Below are 19,979 nucleotides of genomic sequence, written 5' to 3' on the forward strand. Positions count from 1 at the left end.
ACGTGTACAACGGCATGGCGGCCACGGAGCTTCACGGCGTCGTATGGCAGAAGAGCAGGCACAGCAACTCGCAGGGTTCGTGCGTGGAGGTCGCCGAACTCGACGTGCCCGGCCGGCCCAAGGGCGCTCCGTACACCGTCAACGACCAGCTGATGGTGGCCACCGCCCGGACGATCGCCCGGTGGAACGAGAGACGGGGCGGACCGGCACGGCCGCTGCGGATCACCATGCCCGTGGACGACCGGACGCGCGGGATGGACATGCCCATCGGCAACGGTACCCGCCTGGTGGAAGTCCCCTTCACCCCGGCCGAGTTGGGACTGCCCACCGCCGACCTGCTCCGGCTGACCGCCGCCCGTACCCGTGCCCTCAAGGCCCTTCACCGCCCCCAGCTCGGCCGTGGCGCCACCCTGCTGACCGCGCCCGTCCTGCCGGTGGCCCTCCGCGCGGCCATGGCACGCGCGGCACGCCGCGCGCTGGCCCCCTGGACGTCCACCACCCTGCTCAGCAACATCGGCCGGGTCCCCTACCCGCTCGACTTCGGCGCAGGGGTGGGTGCCGCGCGGGCCGTCTGGTTCTCCGCCCCGGCCCGCATGCCACGCGGGCTGACGGTCACCACGGCCAGCACCGGCGGCCGGCTGCACCTCGCGCTGCGCTGGTCGGCCGCGCTGCTCGGCCCGGACGACGGCACCCGGCTGCGCGACCTGTTCGCCCAGTACCTCGAGGCGACCGGCCCGACCGGCCCGACCGGCTCAGCCGGCTCACGCGTGTGAACGTTCCACCGGACGAGGGAGCCACCCCCATGACCACCACTGTCCGGCCCCCGGGGGGCTTGCGGGACTTCTACGAGAACCCTGCCGTTCCCGTCGCGTCCGGAGACGCCCGCAGCCGCCGCCAGGCGCGGATGCTGGCCGACGCCCTGCACGGCCGGACCGGTGCCACGGTGCTCGACGTCGGCTGCGGTGACGGCACCGCGGCGTCCGTCGCCGCCCGCCTGCTCCCCGGCCACCGGATCATCGGCGTCGACTGGTCGCAGGACGCACTGCGCCGGGCGGCACCCCGCATCGGGACGGTCGTGCGAGGCGAACTGGGCGGCGGCGGGCTTCCGTTCGCCGACGGGTCGGCGGACGCCGTCCTGTTCAGCGAGGTCGTGGAACACCTGGTCGACCCGGACGGAGCCCTCGACGAGCTGCGCCGCGTCCTGGCGCCCGGCGGCCACCTGATGCTGTCCACCCCGAACCTGGCCGCCTGGTACAACCGGGCCCTGCTCCTCGCCGGGGTCCAGCCGGTGTTCTCCGAGGTCAGCCTGCGCGGCATCCACGGCCGCCCGGGCTCCGAGGTGGTCGGCCACCTCCGCCTCTACACCGCCCGCGCCCTCAAGGGGTTCCTCACCGCTTCCGGGTTCGAGGTCGTCCGCGTGGCAGGCGCCCCCTTCCACGGCGTACCGCGCGTGCTGCGCCCGGTGGACCGTCTGGCCTGCGCGATGCCGAGCGCGGCCTCGATCCTGCTGGCCCACGCCCGGCGCGCCCGGTGACGAGCGCGATGTGGTGGGGCGTGGCGGCCGCGCTGTCCGCGAACGTCCTCTACAGCTCCGGTTTCGTCCTGGAGAAGCGCGCCCTGTCCGGCATCCCGTCGCTGAGCGTCCGCCACCCCCTGCGCCTGGTGCGGCTGCTGTTCGGCAGCCCGCTGTGGATCGGCGGCTCCCTGGCCCTGGCGGCCGGCTTCGGCGCGCAGCTCGTCGTGTACCGGACCCTGCCGATGGCGGCCGCACAAGGGCTGTTCGTCTCGGGTCTCGTCCTGCTGCTCGTGCTGTCCTCCCTGGTCCTCGGCGAACGCCTGTCCCCGCGTGAGCGATACGCCACGGCGGGCATCCTCGCCGCGCTGCTGATGGTGGTCGGCTCACTGCGCCCCGACGAGGACGTGGTGGGGGACACGGCGTCCGCCGGGGCCGTCCTCGCCCTCGGCGGAGCCTCCCTGGTCGCCGGTTTCTGGCTGTACGTCAGCACCGAGCGCCGCACGGCCCGTCGCCGTCACGGGGCACCCCCGACGGGGATCGCCTACGCCGTCGCCGTGGGCCTGATCTACGGGGTCAGTTCCCTGGCGATCAAGGGCATCTCCGCGCGGCTCGCCCTGGACGCGCCGCTCGCCTCCGTCCTCTCGCTGGCGGCCACTCCGTACCCGTACCTGCTGCTGGTCACCGGTGCGGGTGGGCTGGTGCTGTCCCAGACGGCCTTGCAGCGCTGCCGGGCCTCGCTGGTCGTGCCCGTCTGCACCACGACCTCATGCCTCTACACCGCGACCCTCGGCACCCTCGCGTTCGGCGAGTCGCTGCCGGGGGACCCCCTGCGCCTGGTCCTGCTTCTGGCTGGGGCGTCGCTGGCGGTGTCCGTACTCCTCGCGCTGTCCATCCCGTCCGCCGCGGAGCCGAAGTCCGCTCCGGAGCAGGACCCCGCCCCGGAACCGCAATCCGCCCCGGAACCGCAATCCGCCCCGGCACCGACGTCCGCCCCAGCACCGAAAGAGGCGCGCCATGAAGCCCGATGACCCGCTGCTGAAGATCCTGGTCTGCCCCCTCGACAAGGGTCCGCTCATCCTCGTCCCCGCCGGGGACGCCCTGTACAACCCGCGCCTGCGCCGCCTGTACCCCGTCACCGACGGCATCCCGCAGCTGCTGCCGTCCTCGGGCCGGCAGGTCACGGACGACGAACACGCACGGCTCCGCGAAGTCCGCGGAGCGGCGGCCGTCAAGCCGGCAGACCCCGCCCCGTCACCGTGATGGCGCGCAGTGTGCGGTCCGCGTAGGCGCGGAACTGGGCGACCATGTCGACGCCCTCGGGGTCGAGCGCCCACTGGAGTTGCAGGCCGTCCATGACGGCGATCGCCTCCCGGGCGACGGCCGGGCAGTCGGCGTCCGGCTTGAGCTCCCCGCTGTCCACGGCGCGCCGCAGACTGCCGGTCATGCGCCGCAGCACCTCGGAGTTGCGCCGGGTGAAGTAGGCGTGGGCGGGGTGGCCGGGGTTGGACGCCTCGGCCAGCAGGACGTTGAACATCTTGACCCGGCCGAGCCGGGTGGCGTTGTGCGAGGCCAGGCGGGTCAGCGTGGTGAAGCACTCGGCGGCGGACGCCGGCTCCGTACCGAAGAACCTCTCGACGTCCTGCTCGTCGCTGTGCTCCAGTACGGCGACGAGCAGGCTCTCCTTGCTGCGGAAGTGGTGCAGCAGGCCGCCCTGGGTGATGCCGACGTCCTTGGCGATCCGGGCCAGGGACGAGGCGTGGAAGCCCCACTGGGCGAAGTGCTCGACCGCGGCGTCCAGGATGCGCAGACGCCGCTCGTCACCCACGGCGTACGTACCGCGGGCGGCGGTCCGGCGCCCGTTTCCCCCTCGGGATGTGCTCATGGGGTCACTCTAACGGCCTGCTCGGGAGCGCTTTCCGGCCATCCGGACCGTCCACGGGACACCTGATTTCAGTGATCCAGGTCACATTCAACAAACCTACCACCTACTCGGTTTTCAGGTTTACGGTGTGCTCGCTGTGCGGCAAGCGTGCCGCCTTCTCCCCTTTGGAGCCCGCCATGGCCGTCACGCATGACGCCGTCTCCCCACTTCCGCGGCCGACGGACACACCCGCCGTGCCCGAGCCGGACAAGGCGCCGGGGAAGCTGATTTTCGGCCTCGCGTTCGCGCAGTTCGGGATCATGCTCGCCCTGCTGACACCGGTGACCGTCACCCTCGCCCTGCGCGTGGCGCAGATCGTCCCCGAGGCCGACCGGGGCGCCGCCCTCGGCCAGGTACTGGCCCTCGGAGCCGTGCTCGCGATGCTCGGCAATCCCGTCTTCGGTGCCCTGTCCGACCGCACCACCAGCCGCCTCGGCCGCCGCCGCCCCTGGCTGACCGGCGGTGCCGTCGCCACCCTCGCCGGTCTCGCGATCGTCGCCCTGGGCACCGGTGTCCCCACCCTGATGCTCGGCTGGGCACTGGCCCAGCTCGGGGGCAACGCCGCCCTCTGCGCGGTCACCGCCTGCGTACCCGACCTCGTTCCCGAGCGGCAGCGCGCCCGCGTCTCGGGCATCGTCGGCATGACGACCTCCCTCGCCATCGTCGCCGGCAGCGTCCTGGCCAACGCCTTCCACACGGTCATGGCCCTGGCCTTCGTCGTCCCGGCCCTCGTCGGACTGGCCGGTGCGGTGTGTCTCGCCGTCCTGATGAAGGACCGCCCGGCCACGCCCGGAGCCTTCGCGCCCTACAGCCTCCGTGAGTTCCTCCGCAGCTTCTGGGTCAGCCCGCGGAAGCACCCCGACTTCGCGTGGAACTTCGCCGGACGGTTCCTGGTCTTCATCGGCATCTCCTGCGTGACCAGCTACCAGGTGTACTTCCTGATGGACCGGCTCGGATACGGCCCGGCCGAGGTCCCCGGAAAGATGACCACCGCCACCATCGCCATGGTCGCCGCCGTCGTCGCCGGCTCCCTGCTGGGCGGCGTCCTCTCCGACAGGTCCGGCCGGCGCAAGCCGTACGTCCTCGGCTCCTCCCTCGTGATCGCCGCCGGCCTCGCGCTGATCGCGACGGCGCACACCTTCCCGGTCTTCGCCGCCGCCATGGTGGTCTTCGGCTTCGGCCAGGGGCTGTACCTCTCCGTCGACGTGGCACTCGCCGCCGCCGTCCTGCCCAACCCGGAGGAGTCCGCCAAGGACATGGGCGTGCTGAACGTCGGCAACGCCATGCCCCAGTCCCTCGTCCCCGTCATCGCGCCGGTGCTGCTGGCGACCGGCGGGGGCGGCAACTACGGCGCCCTGTTCCTCTTCGGCGGCATCGCCTGCGTCCTCGGGGCCGCCGCCGTGCAGTTCATCCGCAGCGTCAAGTAGGCGTCGAGCACCCAGCCGACCAGTACGGAGCCCTCCCATGAGCACCACCCCCGCATACCGCGACCCCCAGCGTTCCGTCGACGAACGCGTCGAGGACCTGCTCTCCCGCATGACGCTGGAGGAGAAGGCCGGCCAGCTCTTCCACTCCATGCTGACGATGAACCCGGACGGTTCCCTCGTCACCGAGGCGGGGCAGTCGATGCTCCCCTTCACCACGCCGGAACTGATCGAGGGCAAGCACCTCACGCACTTCAACCTGCTGGGCCAGTACGGCGTCCGGGAGATGGCCCGGTGGGTCAACCGCGTCCAGGAGCTGGCCGCGCACACCCGCCTCGGCATCCCGGTCACCCTCTCCACCGACCCGCGTCACGCCTTCACCGACAATCCCGGTGCCTCCTTCAACGCGGGAGCCTTCTCCGCGTGGCCCGAGCCGCTGGGGCTGGCCGCCATCGGCGACGCCGCACTCGTCGAGCAGTTCGCCGACACGGTGCGCCGCGAGTACCTGGCGGTCGGCTTCCGCGTCGCGCTCCACCCGCAGATCGACCTGGCGACCGAACCCCGCTGGTCACGCCAGTCCGGCACGTTCGGCTCCAGCGCCAGGACGACGAGCGAGCTGGTCCGCGCCTACATCCGCGGCCTCCAGGGACCCGCGCCGGGCCCGGAATCCGTGGCCTGCATGGTCAAGCACTTCCCCGGCGGCGGCCCCCAGAGGGACGGCGAGGACCCGCACTTCCCGCACGGCAAGGAGCAGGTCTACCCGGGCGGCATGCGCGACCACCACCTCGAACCGTTCAAGGCCGCCATCGACGCGGGCTGCGCCCAGATCATGCCGTCGTACGGTCAGCCCATCGGCACCGACTGGGAAGAAGTCGGCTTCGGCTTCAACAAGGACGTCGTGACCGGACTTCTGCGTGAACGGCTCGGCTTCGACGGCATCGTCTGCACCGACTGGGGCCTGCTCAACGACGCCCCGATCTTCGGTGAGACGCACCCGGCCCGCGCCTGGGGCGTGGAACACCTCGACGTCGCCGAACGCGCCGCGAAGGCCATCGACGCGGGAGCCGACCAGTTCGGCGGCGAGACGTGCCCCGAGACCGTGGTCGAACTCGTTCGCTCCGGCCGCATCACCGAGGAGCGCCTCGACACCTCCGTACGGCGCCTGCTGCGCGAGAAGTTCGTCCTCGGCCTCTTCGAGGATCCGTACGTCGACCCCGACCGCGCCGAGGAAACCGTCGGCGCCGGCCCCTTCACGGCGGCCGGCGATGCGGCACAGCGCCGCTCCCTCACCGTCCTGACCAACCACGCCCTGCTGCCGCTGACCGGCCGGCCCAGGCTGTACGTCCAAGGAGTCGGCGAGGAGACGGCCGCCCGGTACGGCGACGTGGTGACCGACCCGGCCGAGGCGGACCTCGCGGTGCTGCGCCTGCGCACCCCCCACGAGCCGCGCGCCACCCGCTTCGAGTCGTTCTTCCACTCCGGATCGCTCGCCTTCCCCGACGGCGAGTTGCGGGACATCCTGCGGCTCCTGGACACCGTGCCGACCCTGGTCTGCATCAACCTGGAGCGCGCCGCCGTCATCCCCGAGATCGCGGAGCACGCCACGGCCCTGGTCGCCGACTACGGCGCGAGTGACGAAGCACTCCTCGACGTCGCCTTCGGGCGCGCCCGGCCCGAGGGCCGCCTGCCCTTCGAGCTGCCACGTTCCATGGCGGCGGTCGAGGCCTCCCGCCCCGACGTACCCAACGACACGGAAGACCCCGTCTTCCCGTACGGGCACGGGCTGACCCTCTGACACCCCCCTGAACGGCGGGAAACCTGACATTCCCGCCCGCTCCCGGGGCCGGAACCAAGGGGGGACCGGCCCCGGGCGCAGCCCCCGCTCCCCGAGTCGGCGACGAGGACGGGACGAGCGCACTCGCCGCCCGGTCGTGGGCGTAGGGTCCGGGTATGGTGCATGTACTGAGCAGCAGGGTTCTGCTGCGTCCCCGTGACCCGCACGCCTCACGCGCCTTCTACGGCGAGACCCTCGGCCTCGCCGTCTACCGGGAATTCGGAACCGGCCCGGAACGCGGGACCGTCTACTTCCTGGGCGGCGGGTTCCTCGAGGTGTCCGGCCGCTCCCAGGAGCCGCCGACGACCACGCTGCAACTGTGGATGCAGGTCGCCGACTGCGCCGCGGCCCACGAGGAGTTGGCCGGACGGGGTGTGCGGGTGCTGCGGGAGCCGGTGCGGGAGCCCTGGGGCCTGATCGAGATGTGGATCGCCGACCCGGACGGTCATCGCATCGTGCTCACCGAGGTACCCGCGGACCACCCGCTGCGCTACCGTCCCTGAAACACCGTTCGCACCAGTGGCCGACCCCCGTGACGGTCACTGGTGCGAACGGCGGGTCCGTGCCTCAGGAGGCGCAGGTGGGGACGTCCTTCAGCCACGCGGGTCCCTGGATGTAGATGTTGGTGACCCAGGCTTTGTAGTCGGGCAGGTAGGACCAGGCGTCGTTGGTGTAGCCGTCGGAGGTGACCGTCTCCGCGTGCTTCTGGCACTGGACGCGGATCGTCGTCGGCCCGGGGAAGGCGTAGACACGCGCGGCCTTGCCGGACGGCTCGGCCTTGGTCCATACACCGGTACCCCACGTCTGGAACACATGGCCGGTCACCGGGCCGGTGTTGACGCGGACGGCGCCGTGGTAACCGCCGTGCAGGCGGACGTCGCTGACCATGAGCCTGGTGCCCGACTGCCTCGCCTCCACCATCTTGCCCTCACCGAGGTAGATGGCGATGTGGCTGATCTTCTGGGGGGTGCCCCATACCAGCAGGTCGCCGGGGACCAGCGGAGCGAGGCCCTGGGCGGCGGTGAAGCGTTCGGCGGCGCGGTGCGTGTAGTACTGGGCGCTGGCCGTCCCGTTGAGGATGTCCGATCCGGTCGCCTCGGCGTAGGCGTGGCGGACCAGGCCCGAGCAGTCGAAACCGAGCCGTTCCGGGTCGTGTTCGCTGGCCGGGTCGGTCGGATCGACCTGCCCGTACGTGGGACGGGGCTTCGGGCCGTGCCCGCCGCCCCACGTGTACCAGACGCCCGCGGCCACCTGCTCGCACGCGGCGGCCACGGCGCGCTCGGCCGCCGGGGAGGCTCCCGGGGCGCGGACGGCGCACGTGCCGTCGGCGGCGGCCGACGCGGGCGCCGGTGCCCAGAGGAGAAAGGCGACCACCCCGACGAGTGTGCCGATGAGACGGGAGCGGCGAAGCATCCTGGACCCTCGTTCTCTGTAGACGTGCCTGCCGGACAGAAGCCTGCTGGCCGTGGCCTCCGCTCGTCGAGGGCCTCGCGTCGCCCCACCCGAACGGGCAACGGGAAACACCCGGGAAACCCCCGGTGACCAGGGCGTCAGCGAACGGCGCACGCACGCCCCGGGGACACGGGGAGACCCGGCATCAGCGTCTCCCGCTCCTTCGGGCCGATGCGCTGCCGCACCCGGCAGATCTCCGCCAGCCGGGTCCCGACGTCCAGGTTCCACAGCCGTACGGTGCCGTCGTTGCTGCTGCTGGCCACCGTCCGCCCGTCGTGGCTGAACGCGATTCCCCACACCGCGTTCGTATGACCCGTCAGAACCGCCCAGAGCCGGCGCCCCGGCACGTCCCACAGCCGGACCGTACGGTCGTTGCCGCTGCTCGCCAGCGTCCGCCCGTCGGGGGAGAAGGCGATGCCCCGCGCGGAACCGGTGTGACCGGTGAAAGCCCCCGCGGAGCGGCGCGACCGGGTGTCCCACAGCCGTACGGTCCCGTCGTTGCCGCTGCTCGCCAGCATCCGCCCGTCCGGGCCGAACGTCACGCCCCGGACCGCGCCCGTGTGGCCGCTGAGCGTGGCCAGCGGTCGGCGCGCGGCCACGTCCCACAGCCGTACGGCCAGGTCGTCACCGGCGCTCGCCAGCATCCGCCCGTCAGGGCTGAACTCCACGTCGTTGGCGAAGTCGGTGTGGCCGGTCAGCGCGGCCAGCTGGCGGCGCGCGGCCACGTCCCACACGCGGATCGTACGGTCGGATCCCGCCGACGCCAGCGTCCGCCCGTCCGGGGCGAACGCCACCGAGAACACATCCCCGTTCGTGCCGGTGAGCGTCGCCAGCGGCCGGCGCTCGGCCACGCCCCACAGGCGCACCGTGCCGTCGGAACCGCCCGACGCCAGCGTCCGCCCGTCGGGCGCGAACGCCACCGAGAACACCCGCTCGCGATGACCGGTGAAGGTCGCCAGCACCCGGCGACCCGCCACGTCCCACAACCGCACCGTGTGATCGGCGCCGGCGGTGGCCAGCAGCTTCCCGTCCGGGCTGTACGCCGCCTGCCAGATCTCCGTGAACGGACGCGACGTCAGCACCGAACCACGGAGGTCCCAGAGCACCACGGACTGGTCGAACCCGGCGGTGGCGAGCACCGCGCCGGCCGAGTCCACCGCGACCCCCTGCACATAGTCGGTGTGCCCGGTCAGCGTCGCGGCCGGCCGGCCGCTGCGCACGTCCCACAAGCGGGTCGTGCCGTCGCCGCCCGCACTGACCACCATCGTGGCGTCGGGTGTGTAGGCGACGGCGTTGACGTCGTCGTCGTGCCCCGTCAGCGCCCGCACGGAGCGGCGCTCCCGGACGTCCCACAGCCGCACCGTCCGGTCCACGCCTCCGGTGACGACCGTCCGCCCGTCCGGCGCGAAGGCGGCCCCCAGCACCTCGTCCGTGTGACCTCGCAGAACGGCCGGCGGGCGGCCGCCGGCCGCGTCCCACAGCCGTACGGTCCGGTCGGCACCGGCCGACACGAGCGTCCGCCCGTCCGGGGCGTACGCCAGGGTGTTGACCCTCCCGGCGTGGCCGGTGAGCGAGGCGACGAGCCGGGGCCGGACACCGGCGGCGCCCCGGGAGGTCTCCCACACCTGGAGGCTGCCGTCGGCAGCCGCCACGGCCAGCGTCCGCCCGCGCGGGGCGAACGCCACGGCTCGCGCGCCCTTGGTGGACCCGGGCAGCGGCATCCCCGCCTCCGCCCGCCGGGCGGACGTGTCCCACAGCCGCACGGGCCCGTCCGTGGACGTCACCGCGAGCGTCCGCCCGTCCGGGTTGAAGGCGACCGCGCGCACCCGCCCGGGGACGGTGAACGTCGCGGCCGTCCGGCGGTCCGCCACCCGCCACAGCCGTACCGTGCCGTCCGAACTCGCCGACGCCAGCAGCCCCTTCGCCGGGGCGAAGGCCACCGCGTTGACCGGTCCGCCGTGCCCGCCGAGCCGGGCGGAGAAGGCCTGCGACTGGGTGCTCAGCAGCGCCCCGCGCGCCTCGGTCGTCGCCTCCGTACGGTAGGCCTCCTCGGCCAGCAGCATGGAGGCCTCCGGCTGACCGGCGGCCAGGGAGGTGGACTGCACGGCCAGCGCCTGCGAGCGGGCGACGCGCTCCTGGTCCAGGGCGCCCGCGCGCTGCTGGTACGCCACACCCCCGGCGGTCAGGGCGACGGCCAGCAGGACGACGAGCGTGGCCAGCATCCGCTGCTGCCACCGGACCTGGCGCCTGGCCTGCGCCGCGCGGCCGTCCTCCTCCGCCACGCTCGCGCGGAGGAAGGCCGCTTCGCGGGGGCTGAGCCGGCTCGCGCCGTCGAGCTCCTCGGCCCAAGAGCGCACGGTGTCCAGCCGGGTGCCGCGGTAGAGGGCGGACGGGTCGCGCCCCTCGCGCTCCCAGTCCTCGGCGGCGTGCGCCAGCTGCTGGTGGATCAGCAGCCCGGCCCGGTCGGCGTGGATCCAGCCGTGCAGCCGGGGCCAGGCGTGCAGCAGGGCCTCGTGGGTGATCTCGACGGTGTCGCTGTCCATGGTGATCAGCCGGGCCCGTACGAAGGCGTCGAGGGCGTCCGCCGCGCCGTCCGCGTCCGCCAGCTGCTCCAGCAGCGCCGTCCGGCTCATCCGCCGGCGTGTCACCCCGGTGCCGTCGGCGACGTGGACCAACCGCACCAGGACCCGGCGAATGGTCCGCTGCTCGGGCGGGTACAGGCGGGCGAACACGTCCTCCGCCGTACGCGCGATCGCGCCCTGGATACCGCCGGTGTCCTCGTACCCCGCGACGGTCAGCGTGGCGCCCTCGCGCCGCTGCCAGGTGGCCATCAGCGCGTGCGAGACCAGAGGCAGGGCACCGGACGGCGCCCGCTCGGGCGCGCTTCCGGGACCCACCGCACCCGTCTCGTCGCGCAGACCCGCGTCCCTCAGCAGCAGGGGGACCAGACCTGGTTCGAGCGTGACACCCGCGAGCTGTGCCGGTCGGGTGATGGACTCGCGCAACTCCGCCACCGACATCGGCGGCAGGACGAACAGCCCGTCCGTGAAGAGCGACGCCGGCTCGGGGAGGTCCAGGCACCGCCCGGTGAAGTCGGCCCGCACGCCGATCACCACGACGGCGGCGTCGTACCCGGTGGACTCCGGCCGGGAGGTGGCGACGGAGGTGAGCACACGTACGAACGCGCGTCGCTCGTCCTCGTCGGGGCAGAGGGTGAACAGCTCCTCGAACTGGTCGACGATCAGCACCGGGCGGACGGGCGGTGGCCGCCGGACGCCGGGCTCCGGCATCGGCCGGTCTCCCGGCCCCGGGCCGCCCCCTGCGAGTCCGTCCGGCATCCGTCCGTCCGGCATCCGTCCGTCCGGCATCCGTCCGTCCGACAGCCGGTGGACGGCTTCGAGCAGTGTCTCGGGCCGGTCGCGCAATTGGCGCGCATCGAGCCCGAGATCGCTCCCGAGGGCCTTCGCGGCGCAGTCCAGCAGTTCCTGAAGCGGCTGCGAGGTGGGCGTGAACATCACCACCGGCCACCCGTCGGCACCCGGCATGGGGAAGCCGCCGTTGCGCCGAAGAGCCGGTACGAGACCGGCGTTGAGCAGTGACGACTTCCCGGCCCCCGAGGGGGCGACCAGCAACAGCGGTCCACTGCCGATCCGTTCGAAGACCCGCTCGACCAGTGCGGCCGTCGCCCGCTCCCGGCCGAAGAACCACCCCGCGTCCTGCGGGGTGAACGCCGAGAGGCCCCGGTAGGGGCAGTTGGCGTCCGGTTGCTCCGCGGGCGACGGGTGAGGCACCGGTGCCTCCCGCACCAGGCGCAGCAGTTCGCCCTCCGCCCGCAGGACCTGGTCACAGCGGCGTGCGACGTCGATGGTCACCCGCTTCGCACCGGTCTCGATCTTGCTCAGATAGCCCTTGCTGTAGTGCGTCTGCCGTGCCAGGTCGGCCAGCGAAAGGCCGCGCTGCAGCCGCAGCCGTCTCAGCCGCGCGGAGAAGGACATCGCGGCGTCGTCGGGCAACTCGTGCGGACGGTCGGTCTTCCGTCCGCGGTCCGGATCCCCCAAAGCATCCCCCACGGCAAGGTGCGCCCAGATTGTGAGATGACAGGGGCCCAGGCTACAGCCGGGGGCCGACACTCGGCCAAGCCGTTGGTCCGGTGTGGCGGAAACAGGACTTCCGGAGCTGCCTGGGAGGCGACTCCGGAAGCTGTCCACGAGGCCGGGAGGCTCGGGGTTACGGCTGGAGGGTGATCGAGTTGATCGGCGTCATGTCCTTGTCGATGTACCAGCCGGCCGGGAGGTAGCCCTGGCAGCCGGTGCCGTTGTAGCCGGTGCAGGTGCGCATGGTGGCACCGCCGGTCTGGTTGTTGTAGATGCGGTACGTCCCGTACATGTTGCTGAGGTTGTGGGCCCCGTACGCGGAGTACCGGTGGGTCGGACGGTCGTTGTTCCAGCCCGCGCCCGGGTACATGCAGACGTACCCCGACGGGCACCCGTGGCTGGTGGCGGCCTCGGCGGCCGTGGCCTGCGTGGTGCTGACCGTGGTCATCGCCCCGACGGCGAGCGCGAGTGCCGCGGCGGTCCTCATCATCTTCACCTTGCGCACGTTTCCCCCTTGGTGGGTCTTGCGGCGTGCTGACGACTTCAGCCTGTCCACGGCACCACCCCGGGTCCACGGGTTTCCTGTTGCCCGTCGCGCCCCGCTCCGGGAAACCGCCGGTGACCAGCGGCTCGGGGGGGCGGTGAGTCAACGACGGGCCGGAGCACCGGGTTCCGCCGCAGGCGTACGCGGCCGGGGAAGCCGGCCGTGCCGGGCCATGCGCTGCTGCAGGCGGGCGTGGCGGAACTGGTGGACGGGACCGACCTGGCGCAGGACACCGAGGCGGTGGGCGTCGGCGAGGAAGGCCTGCAGCCGCCACGGAAGCCGGCCGCGCGCGGCCGGCACCGGACGCGCGGCGGTGTAGTGCGGCCACGAGGAGGAGGCCGACGCGAGCACCAGCCCCGTCGGACCCACGCCCAGGACCAGCACCACCACGGCCGCGAGCATGTCGACGGCCGCCGGTCCGTGGGACGGGGAACTCGCCTCCAGCACGGCCACGATGTCGAGCGGAAGCGTGACGAGGAGGGCTCCGAGACCCACCCCGACAAGGGTGACCAGCCGGTCGGCCCGTACGGCGGAGTCCGGGGTGATCCGGTCGTCGGTGCCCGTCGTGCCGCGCGTCCAGTGGAGCACGGCCTGCCCCACGCCGAGGACGGCGCCCATGGTGAGGCCGTACGTCCACGGCAGCTCCGGTGCCGGCGACGTGGGGCCCCGGGAGCATCCTGCCCCGGGGGCACGACGAGGGCGTACAGACGCAGAGCGGCGCTGGTCAGGATGGTGGTCCCGGCGAACATGGCCACCGCGCGCGGCAGACGGTGCCGCCAGTGCCGGGCGGTGAACGTGCCGCGGCTGGGCAGGTGCGGCGGCACCGGGAGTCCCGTGGCGCGGAGGACCAGCAGGAAGGCGAACCCCAGGACCAACACGCAGCCGATCACATACCACTCGGGCGCCTCGTCCACCGGTGCGAACGTCAGACCGGGAACGGCGAACGCGACACCACCGCACACCGCCGTCAGGACGATGCCCGTCAGCCCGTGCGCCTCCTCGCCCCGGCGGGCGGTCCACCACGCGGCGAACCAGGACATGCACGGCACGGCGACGGCCACGCCCAGCGCGTACCAGATCGCCGGACCGTGCTCACGCGGCGGGAGCCCGGGAAGGAGGCCGCCGACTCCGTAATCCAGCAGGGTGAGACCGAGCAGGACGACCGTCCAGACGACGGCGCGGGACCAGGCCCGGGCCAGCACCGGCACGAAGCGGTGGAGCCGCCACCAGGACAGGTCGTAGATGTTCTGGCGTTCCATGCCGGCCGTGGGCGAGCTACCGATGGGCGCGCTCCGGGCTCCAGGGGCGGGGGCGGCCGGGGTCCTGGCGCTGGGCGCGGGCGTAGAGGGTGGGCACGAGGGCGTCCAGCAGATGGTCCTCGACGGCCTCCCTGGTCGGGAGGTCTTCGAGTTCGGCCGGGTCGGCGTCCCCGTCGGCGTACACCGTCCGGGCGAGGGCCACCATCAGGGGACTGGTCAGCGCCTCGGCGACCGTCCCGTGCGGCTGCTGCTCCACATGCGAGGCCAGGCCGCCCCACCGGTCCGGCCGTTCCGCCCGCAGCGACGTCAGGGCGTCGGCCGCGTCCACGGGGGCGGGTTCGACGACCGCCGCGCCGGTCAGCGGGCCGGCGGCGGCCGCGGCCGAGCTGTAGGCGTCGGTGCGGCAGGTGACGACCACCGGCGCCGGGTCGTCGAGGGCCTCGTTGAGGGCCGTGAGGACGGCCGCAGGGGCGGTGCCGGGGAGTTCGTCCAGTCCGTCGATGACGGGCAGCACCCGGTGCCCGGTCAGGAGGTTCTCGATCGCGCTCGGGCCGTACGCCTCCTCATCGGCGAGGGCCGGGTAGTCGGCGGCGATGCGGCGGCACAGCCAGCCGTCGAAGCTCTCGCGCTCCGGGTCGAAGGAGGCCGCGGAGAGCAGGACCGGAACCGCGTCGTCGGGCCCCAGGACTGCAGCAGGGACAGCGCCAGCACCACGGCGAACGTGGACTTGCCGGACCCGGCCCCGTCCAGCACGACCAGCCGGCGGCGCGGCAGCCGGCGGAACACCGACGCCATTTCCTCCATCCGGTCCGAGCGACAGGAAACCTCCCCACCGATCGACTGCGGCGGGTCGCCCACACACCCCTACCCGACGTCCGTGCACGTCTCCCCCTCCGTCTCGTGCCGCTGTCATAGACCAACGAGAGGGGACGGAGGGGGAAACGGCGGCCGGTCTCCTGCGCTGAACGGTGGCCGTGGGCTGCCTAGGGGCGTGGCGACCGCCGTGACGGCCGTGGCCACCGGGGCGACTGCGGCCGTGATCGCGGCCACCGTGATCCCCGAGGCGCTCGACGACGGGCACCCGGCCATCGAGCCGGTCGTCGTCAGACCGCCGCGTTCGTGAGCAGGCGTGCCAGCGGCCGGGGGACGCTCGCCGGGTCCAGTCGCCGGACGAGCGCCCGCGCGTACTGCGACTTGCGGCCGCTGTGGGTCCCCATGAACCGGTGCAGCTGCCGCTCCACGGTCCACTCCCGCTGCACCGGCTGGTTCTGGAAGGTCCGGAACGCGCGCCATTCGCCTTCGGCGACGATGACCTGGCGCACCGTCTCGGCGCCCACCGCCCGTATCAGCTCGTCCTCCAGGTCGGCGACGCAGACGTGGAAGCCGCGCCGCTCCATGTCGGCGCGGGTGAGGGCGCTTCCGAGCCCGGCACGCTCCAGCCCGCGCTGGAACCAGCGCTCTTCCGCGGCGTCGCACAGGCCGGCCACGCCGAGCCCCAGCCCTTGTGGCCCGAGCACCTCCAGGAACCGTCCGATGCTCGTCACGCCGCCGAGCGGAACGACCGGGAACCCCTCCGCGTCGAGGTCCCTGCCCAGGCGCGCGGCCAGGGCCTCGACCGCGACCCGGTCGCTGGGACCCTCCACGAGGACGACCTTCTTGGGCCGGGTCCGGGCGGCCAGGTCCCGCGCGTGAGCCGCGGCCGCGCGGGCGTCGGCCCCGCCCGCCGCCCAGGCGACCGCCGCCGTCCGGAAGCGCTCCACGTCGTCCATCCCTGTCGGTTTCGCAAATCCGCACGGGCGCCGCGGCCGGTTTTCCGTCCGGTCGACACCGGCGATCGCCCGGCCGAGACCGGCGATTACACCGATGCCGTACCGCCCCGGGCGCCGTGACAGTGGGCACCCCCACCCGCCACGGCGATGCGCCCCGGCCGCACCGGGACGCACCCGCCGATACGACAGAGAGGACGACTCCGTCGTGCAGCAGCACCGCAGCACCGCATCCCCCACCCCCACTCCCGGCACCGCCCCCGTGGCGCGGAAACGCCACCGGCCCTTCACCGCCGGCGTGGTGGCGCTCCTGGCCGTCGCCGGTCTCAGCACTGGCATGACCACGGGTGCCCAGGCGGCGGACAACCCCTACGAGCGGGGCCCCGCCCCCACCACCGCGAGCATCGAGGCCGTCCGCGGCCCCTACGCGGTCTCGCAGACCACCGTCTCGTCGCTGAGCGTCAGCGGCTTCGACGGCGGCACGATCTACTACCCGACCACCACCAGCGACGGTACGTTCGGGGCGGTGGCGATCTCGCCCGGCTTCACCGCGACCCAGTCGTCCATCGCCTGGCTCGGCCCGCGGCTCGCCTCCCAGGGGTTCGTCGTCATCACCATCGACACGCTCTCCACCCTCGACCAGCCCGACAGCCGGGGCCGCCAGCTCCTCGCCGCGCTGGATTACCTGACCCAGCGCAGCACCGTCAGGAACCGGATCGACAGCACCAGACTCGGCGTCATGGGGCACTCGATGGGCGGCGGCGGTTCGCTGGAGGCGGCCAAGAGCCGGCCGTCCCTCCAGGCCGCCATCCCGCTCACCGGATGGAACACCGACAAGACGTGGCCCGAACTCAGAACCCCCACGCTGATCGTGGGAGCGGACGGCGACACGGTGGCTCCCGTCTCCTCGCACTCCGAGCCGTTCTACGAGTCGCTGCCGTCGACGCTCGACAAGGCGTACCTGGAACTGAACAACGCGTCCCACTTCACGCCGAACACCTCGGACACCACCATCGCGAAGTACAGCATTTCGTGGCTCAAGCGGTTCATCGACAATGACACCCGCTACGAGCAGTTCCTGTGTCCGCTCCCGCGCCCCAGCCTCACCATCGAGGAGTACCGGGGCAATTGCCCGCACACCTCCTGACCGCAGCCCCGGCTCGGTCCGGACCGGTGGCGGCCGCGACCCACGGGCGCGGCCGCCACCGGCGGGCGTTGTGCACGGGCACAGAGTTGCCGCGCCGCCTTTGGGGGCGTGCCCATCCGGCGCGGTGACGTCCGGCTGCTTCAGCAGGTCACAGGGGTTGGACGGGGGTCACGCCGCCGGTGGACGCAAGGCTTCCGGGGCTCGTTACGCGTAAGTAACGTGACGGTGTGACCACGAAGACGACCGCCGGGACCTCGACGCGACTGTTCGGCCGCGACGCCGAACTGGGCGCCGTGGCCGCCCTGTCGGAACGCCTGCCGGCCGGTGGGTCGGGAGTGCTGCTCGTCGCCGGGGAACCGGGCCTGGGGCGAACCGCCCTCCTCGACCGGGCGGTACGCGACTTCGCCGCCGGTCCCGTCCTGCACACCCGCGCCGCCCCCGCAGAGCGCCACCTCGCGCACAGCGGGGTGCACGCGCTCCTGAGCTCCGCCCCCGGCACGGCCGTTCCGCCCCTCGCCCTGCTGCGCACCGGCGCGCCGCCCACCGGCCTGCTGGACCTGCTGCGGCGCACCGGCGCACAGCGGCCCCTCCTCGTCTGCGTCGACGACGCGCACCTGTGGGACCAGCCCTCGCGCGCCGCCCTGGGCTTCGCCGCACGTCGCGTCGACTCCCTGCCCGCCGTCGGCCTGCTGCTGTCGGTGGCCGGGCACCGGGCCTGCGCGCCCGACTTCGCCGGGCTTCCCCTCGTCCGTCTCGGCCCGCTGCCCGACCACGCGGCGCGCGCACTGCTGGACGAGCTGACCGACGGTGCCGCCGACCCCCTCGTACGCGAGGAACTGCTGGAGGAGGCCGAGGGCAACCCCGCCCTCCTCACCGCCCTCACCACCCGCCTGTCGGCCGCCCAGCTCTCCGGACACGCCCCGCTGCCCCGGCCGCTCGCGGACGGACCCGCTCTGATGCGCGTCGTGGGCGGACGGCTGGCCGAACTGCCGCCCGCCACCCGCGACCTGCTGCTCCTGGTGGCCGCGGCCCACGAGCACCACCCGAGCGGCTGCGGCGCCGACGCGGCCCTGGTACTGCGCGCGGCCCGCGCCGCCGGCCTCGACCCGGCCGCGCTGGACCCCGCCGAACGGGCGGGGGTGGCGCGCAGCGCGGAAGACCGCATCCGGTTCGACGACCCGCTGGTGCGCCGTGCCGTCCACCGCGGAGCCCCGCTCGCCCGCCGGCGCGCGGCGCACGCGCTGCTCGCCGCCGTCCTCGACGGAGAACGCCACCGGCTGGCCCACCTGTCGCACCGCGCCCTGGCCGCCGATGGTCCCGACACGCGGCTGGCCGCCGAGCTCGCGTCCGCCGCGGCCGCCCCGGACGTACGGGCGGAGCCCCTCCAGCGGTCCCTGGCGTTCGCCCGTGCCGCCGACCTCACGGCCACGGACGGCGTCCGGGCCGCCCGCCTGACCGCCGCCGCCGAGTACGCCAGGCTGGGCGGCCGTCCACGCCGGGCGCGGGAGCTGCTGGCGGCGGCGCGGGAGGGGGCGGCCGGCCACGACGCGGTGCGGGGTGGCGCCGAACTCGTGCGCGGCACCCTCGCCCTGCGTGACGGGCCGGTGGGTGACGCGCACGAGGCGCTGCTGCTGGCGGCCGCTCTGCTCGATCCGTACGACCCGGAGAGCGCCCGCGGGGCCCGGTTCGCCGCAATGGAGGCGGCGTGGGCCGCGGGTGACGTCCCGTCCTGCCTGGCCGCCCTCGACCGGGGCGTCCTCGCCGGCCACGACGACTTCCGGGCCGGGATGCTGGCCGCGCTGGGCGGCCGGTTCGGCGAGGCGCGGGGACCGCTGCGGCGGGTGCTGGAACAGGCGGAAGGCGACGACGACCCGGTGCCGTTGCTGCGCGCCGGAGCCGCGGCGCTCGTCCTCGGCGACATCGCCGCCGCGTGCCGGGTCAACGCCCGGGCGCTGGCGGCGGCCCGGGCGCGCGACCTCACCACCCTCGTACCGCAGGCTCTCGAACACCTCGCCTACGCCGAGCTGCGCGCCGGGCGCCACGCCCGCGCACGCGCCCACGCCGAAGAGGGCCTGCGTGCCGCGCACCACGCGGGCCAGCGCAATGTCGTGGCCCACCACCACGCCGCCCTCGCCCTGGTGGCCTCGATCGAGGGCGACCGCGCGGCGCTCACCGCCCACGTCGACGCGGCCCTCGCGGTCGCCGCCCCCCACGGCCTCGCCCAGGCCGCCACCCTCGCCGAATGGGCCCGCGCCCGCGCCGACCTGAGCCGCGGCCTGGCCCTGGACGCCGCCGCCCGGTTGGGTCCCCTGGTACGGCCGGGACACCGGCACGGCCACTTCGCCGTACGGATGCTCATGGCGCCCTGCTTCGTCGAGGCCGCCGTGCTCGCGGGGGAGCGGGGTGCCGACACCGGCACCGCGGTCGAGGAGTTCGCCCTCTGGACGGCCCGGGGCGCCGACCCGCAGGCCCCGGCGCAGCTCGCCCGCTGCCGTGCCCTGCTGGCCCCGCCGGCGGAGACCGAAGCGCTCTACACGTACGCGCTCACCCGTCACGAAGGGGCGGGCGGTGACTTCGAGCGCGCCCGCACCCTGCTGCTCTACGGCAAGTGGCTGCGACGCCGGCGCCGGCCACGCGAGGCCCGAGGCCGGCTCAAGGACGCCCTCTACGCCTTCGAACGCTCCGGCGCCTCCGTGTGGGCCGAGCAGACACGGGCCGAACTGCGGGCCACCGGCGGGGCCGCCGCACCCGAGACGGCCGGTCCACTGGCGTGTCTCACCCCGCAGCAGCTGCGGATCGCCCGGTGTGTCGCCGAGGGGGCGACCAACCGCGAAGTGGCGCTGCGGCTCTCCATCAGCCCCCGTACCGTCGACCACCATCTGCGCAACGTCTTCGCGCTCCTGGGGGTCCGCTCCCGCGTCGAACTGTCCCGGCTGGTCGTCCGGGAGGAGTCCGTCACAGCCGGATGACACCGCACTCCGGCCACGTCACGAAACGGCGGCGCAGCGATTCCCTCTTCCCT

Annotated in this window: 17 protein-coding genes; 10 read left to right on the forward strand and 7 right to left on the reverse strand. The window is 73.8% G+C overall.

Translation table 11 applies throughout. From position 1 onward, the window contains the following. The 4 genes from ABT360_RS05390 to ABT360_RS05405 all read left to right on the forward strand — a co-directional run. The coding region (locus ABT360_RS05390) for a DUF397 domain-containing protein (RefSeq protein ID WP_351811043.1) at positions 1 to 773 on the forward strand (773 nt) is incomplete at its 5' end. Positions 774 to 802: 29 nt separating this feature from the next. Continuing rightward, a complete protein-coding gene (locus tag ABT360_RS05395; protein WP_351811046.1) occupies positions 803 to 1,534 on the forward strand; it encodes a class I SAM-dependent methyltransferase in 732 nt (243 codons plus the stop codon). Further along, positions 1,531 to 2,544, forward strand: coding sequence for a hypothetical protein (locus ABT360_RS05400; protein WP_444852179.1), 1,014 nt, complete (start codon positions 1,531 to 1,533; stop codon positions 2,542 to 2,544). The genes ABT360_RS05395 and ABT360_RS05400 overlap by 4 nt, the downstream gene beginning before the upstream one ends. Further along, positions 2,531 to 2,776, forward strand: a complete 246-nt coding sequence (locus ABT360_RS05405; protein WP_351811048.1) for a Trm112 family protein — start codon at positions 2,531 to 2,533, stop codon at positions 2,774 to 2,776. Before ABT360_RS05400 ends, ABT360_RS05405 begins: the two co-directional genes overlap by 14 nt. Here the strand turns inward: ABT360_RS05405 and ABT360_RS05410 are convergent. Further along, the gene (locus ABT360_RS05410) at positions 2,745 to 3,398 is read right to left on the reverse strand and encodes a TetR/AcrR family transcriptional regulator (protein ID WP_351811051.1); all 654 of its coding nucleotides are present in this window, start codon (positions 3,396 to 3,398) and stop codon (positions 2,745 to 2,747) included. The two genes, ABT360_RS05405 and ABT360_RS05410, sit on opposite strands and share 32 nt — an antisense overlap. Positions 3,399 to 3,574: 176 nt before the next feature. On the opposite strand from ABT360_RS05410, the gene ABT360_RS05415 reads away from it, so the two are divergent. From ABT360_RS05415 to ABT360_RS05425, 3 genes are all read left to right on the forward strand, one after another. Further along, entirely contained in the window at positions 3,575 to 4,864 is a 1,290-nt protein-coding gene (locus ABT360_RS05415) for an MFS transporter (protein WP_351811054.1), read from the forward strand. A 37-nt stretch (positions 4,865 to 4,901) separates the two neighbouring features. Next, positions 4,902 to 6,656: a glycoside hydrolase family 3 protein gene (locus ABT360_RS05420; RefSeq protein WP_351811057.1), complete on the forward strand. Its 1,755-nt coding sequence runs from the start codon at positions 4,902 to 4,904 to the stop codon at positions 6,654 to 6,656. A gap of 155 nt (positions 6,657 to 6,811) precedes the next feature. Then, positions 6,812 to 7,198, forward strand: a complete 387-nt coding sequence (locus ABT360_RS05425; RefSeq protein WP_351811060.1) for a VOC family protein — start codon at positions 6,812 to 6,814, stop codon at positions 7,196 to 7,198. Between the two features lie 64 nt (positions 7,199 to 7,262). On the opposite strand, the gene ABT360_RS05430 is transcribed toward ABT360_RS05425, so the two are convergent. The 5 genes from ABT360_RS05430 to ABT360_RS05450 all read right to left on the reverse strand — a co-directional run bounded on the left by ABT360_RS05430 (position 7,263) and on the right by ABT360_RS05450 (position 14,558). After that, positions 7,263 to 8,108 carry a C40 family peptidase gene (locus tag ABT360_RS05430; RefSeq protein ID WP_351811062.1) on the reverse strand — a complete coding sequence of 282 codons (846 nt, stop codon included), beginning with the start codon at positions 8,106 to 8,108 and terminating at the stop codon, positions 7,263 to 7,265. Between the two features lie 137 nt (positions 8,109 to 8,245). Further along, positions 8,246 to 12,205, reverse strand: a complete 3,960-nt coding sequence (locus ABT360_RS05435; protein ID WP_351811065.1) for a WD40 repeat domain-containing protein — start codon at positions 12,203 to 12,205, stop codon at positions 8,246 to 8,248. 169 nt (positions 12,206 to 12,374) lie between these two features. Further along, on the reverse strand, positions 12,375 to 12,746 hold the full coding sequence (locus tag ABT360_RS05440) for a hypothetical protein (RefSeq protein WP_351811068.1): 372 nt from the start codon (positions 12,744 to 12,746) through the stop codon (positions 12,375 to 12,377). Positions 12,747 to 12,887: 141 nt separating this feature from the next. Then, entirely contained in the window at positions 12,888 to 13,403 is a 516-nt protein-coding gene (locus ABT360_RS05445; protein ID WP_351811071.1) for a hypothetical protein, read from the reverse strand. Positions 13,404 to 14,060: 657 nt separating this feature from the next. Beyond that, on the reverse strand, positions 14,061 to 14,558 hold the full coding sequence (locus ABT360_RS05450; protein WP_351811074.1) for a hypothetical protein: 498 nt from the start codon (positions 14,556 to 14,558) through the stop codon (positions 14,061 to 14,063). A 477-nt stretch (positions 14,559 to 15,035) separates the two neighbouring features. Between ABT360_RS05450 and ABT360_RS05455 the strand changes: the two genes are divergently transcribed. Next, positions 15,036 to 15,167 carry a hypothetical protein gene (locus tag ABT360_RS05455; RefSeq protein WP_351811077.1) on the forward strand — a complete coding sequence of 44 codons (132 nt, stop codon included), beginning with the start codon at positions 15,036 to 15,038 and terminating at the stop codon, positions 15,165 to 15,167. Here ABT360_RS05455 and ABT360_RS05460 read toward each other — a convergent pair. Next, positions 15,148 to 15,813 (reverse strand): ATP-dependent endonuclease, encoded by a 666-nt coding sequence (locus tag ABT360_RS05460; RefSeq protein WP_351811080.1) that lies wholly within the window; start codon positions 15,811 to 15,813, stop codon positions 15,148 to 15,150. The genes ABT360_RS05455 and ABT360_RS05460 overlap by 20 nt on opposite strands. 205 nt (positions 15,814 to 16,018) lie before the next feature. On the opposite strand from ABT360_RS05460, the gene bdeA reads away from it, so the two are divergent. Together bdeA and ABT360_RS05470 are read left to right on the forward strand one after the other, a co-directional pair. Then, positions 16,019 to 16,957 (forward strand): bis(hydroxyethyl) terephthalate hydrolase, encoded by a 939-nt coding sequence (bdeA, locus tag ABT360_RS05465; RefSeq protein WP_444852180.1) that lies wholly within the window; start codon positions 16,019 to 16,021, stop codon positions 16,955 to 16,957. A 227-nt stretch (positions 16,958 to 17,184) separates the two neighbouring features. Then, on the forward strand, positions 17,185 to 19,926 hold the full coding sequence (locus ABT360_RS05470; RefSeq protein WP_351811083.1) for a helix-turn-helix transcriptional regulator: 2,742 nt from the start codon (positions 17,185 to 17,187) through the stop codon (positions 19,924 to 19,926). The last annotated feature ends 53 nt before the right edge of the window (positions 19,927 to 19,979 follow it).

This window comes from Streptomyces sp. NPDC000229 (genome assembly GCF_040300825.1).
GTDB lineage: Bacteria > Actinomycetota > Actinomycetes > Streptomycetales > Streptomycetaceae > Streptomyces.

Bases quoted from the DNA above. Each gene is read 5' to 3' on its own strand.
- ABT360_RS05395 (WP_351811046.1), top strand. From the start codon at position 803: ATGACCACCACTGTCCGGCCCCCGGGGGGCTTGCGGGACTTCTACGAG.
- ABT360_RS05405 (WP_351811048.1), top strand. From the start codon at position 2,531: ATGAAGCCCGATGACCCGCTGCTGAAGATCCTGGTCTGCCCCCTCGAC.
- ABT360_RS05410 (WP_351811051.1), bottom strand. From the start codon at position 3,398: ATGAGCACATCCCGAGGGGGAAACGGGCGCCGGACCGCCGCCCGCGGT.
- ABT360_RS05415 (WP_351811054.1), top strand. From the start codon at position 3,575: ATGGCCGTCACGCATGACGCCGTCTCCCCACTTCCGCGGCCGACGGAC.
- ABT360_RS05420 (WP_351811057.1), top strand. From the start codon at position 4,902: ATGAGCACCACCCCCGCATACCGCGACCCCCAGCGTTCCGTCGACGAA.
- ABT360_RS05425 (WP_351811060.1), top strand. From the start codon at position 6,812: ATGGTGCATGTACTGAGCAGCAGGGTTCTGCTGCGTCCCCGTGACCCG.
- ABT360_RS05430 (WP_351811062.1), bottom strand. From the start codon at position 8,108: ATGCTTCGCCGCTCCCGTCTCATCGGCACACTCGTCGGGGTGGTCGCC.
- ABT360_RS05445 (WP_351811071.1), bottom strand. From the start codon at position 13,403: ATGGGCGCCGTCCTCGGCGTGGGGCAGGCCGTGCTCCACTGGACGCGC.
- ABT360_RS05460 (WP_351811080.1), bottom strand. From the start codon at position 15,813: ATGGACGACGTGGAGCGCTTCCGGACGGCGGCGGTCGCCTGGGCGGCG.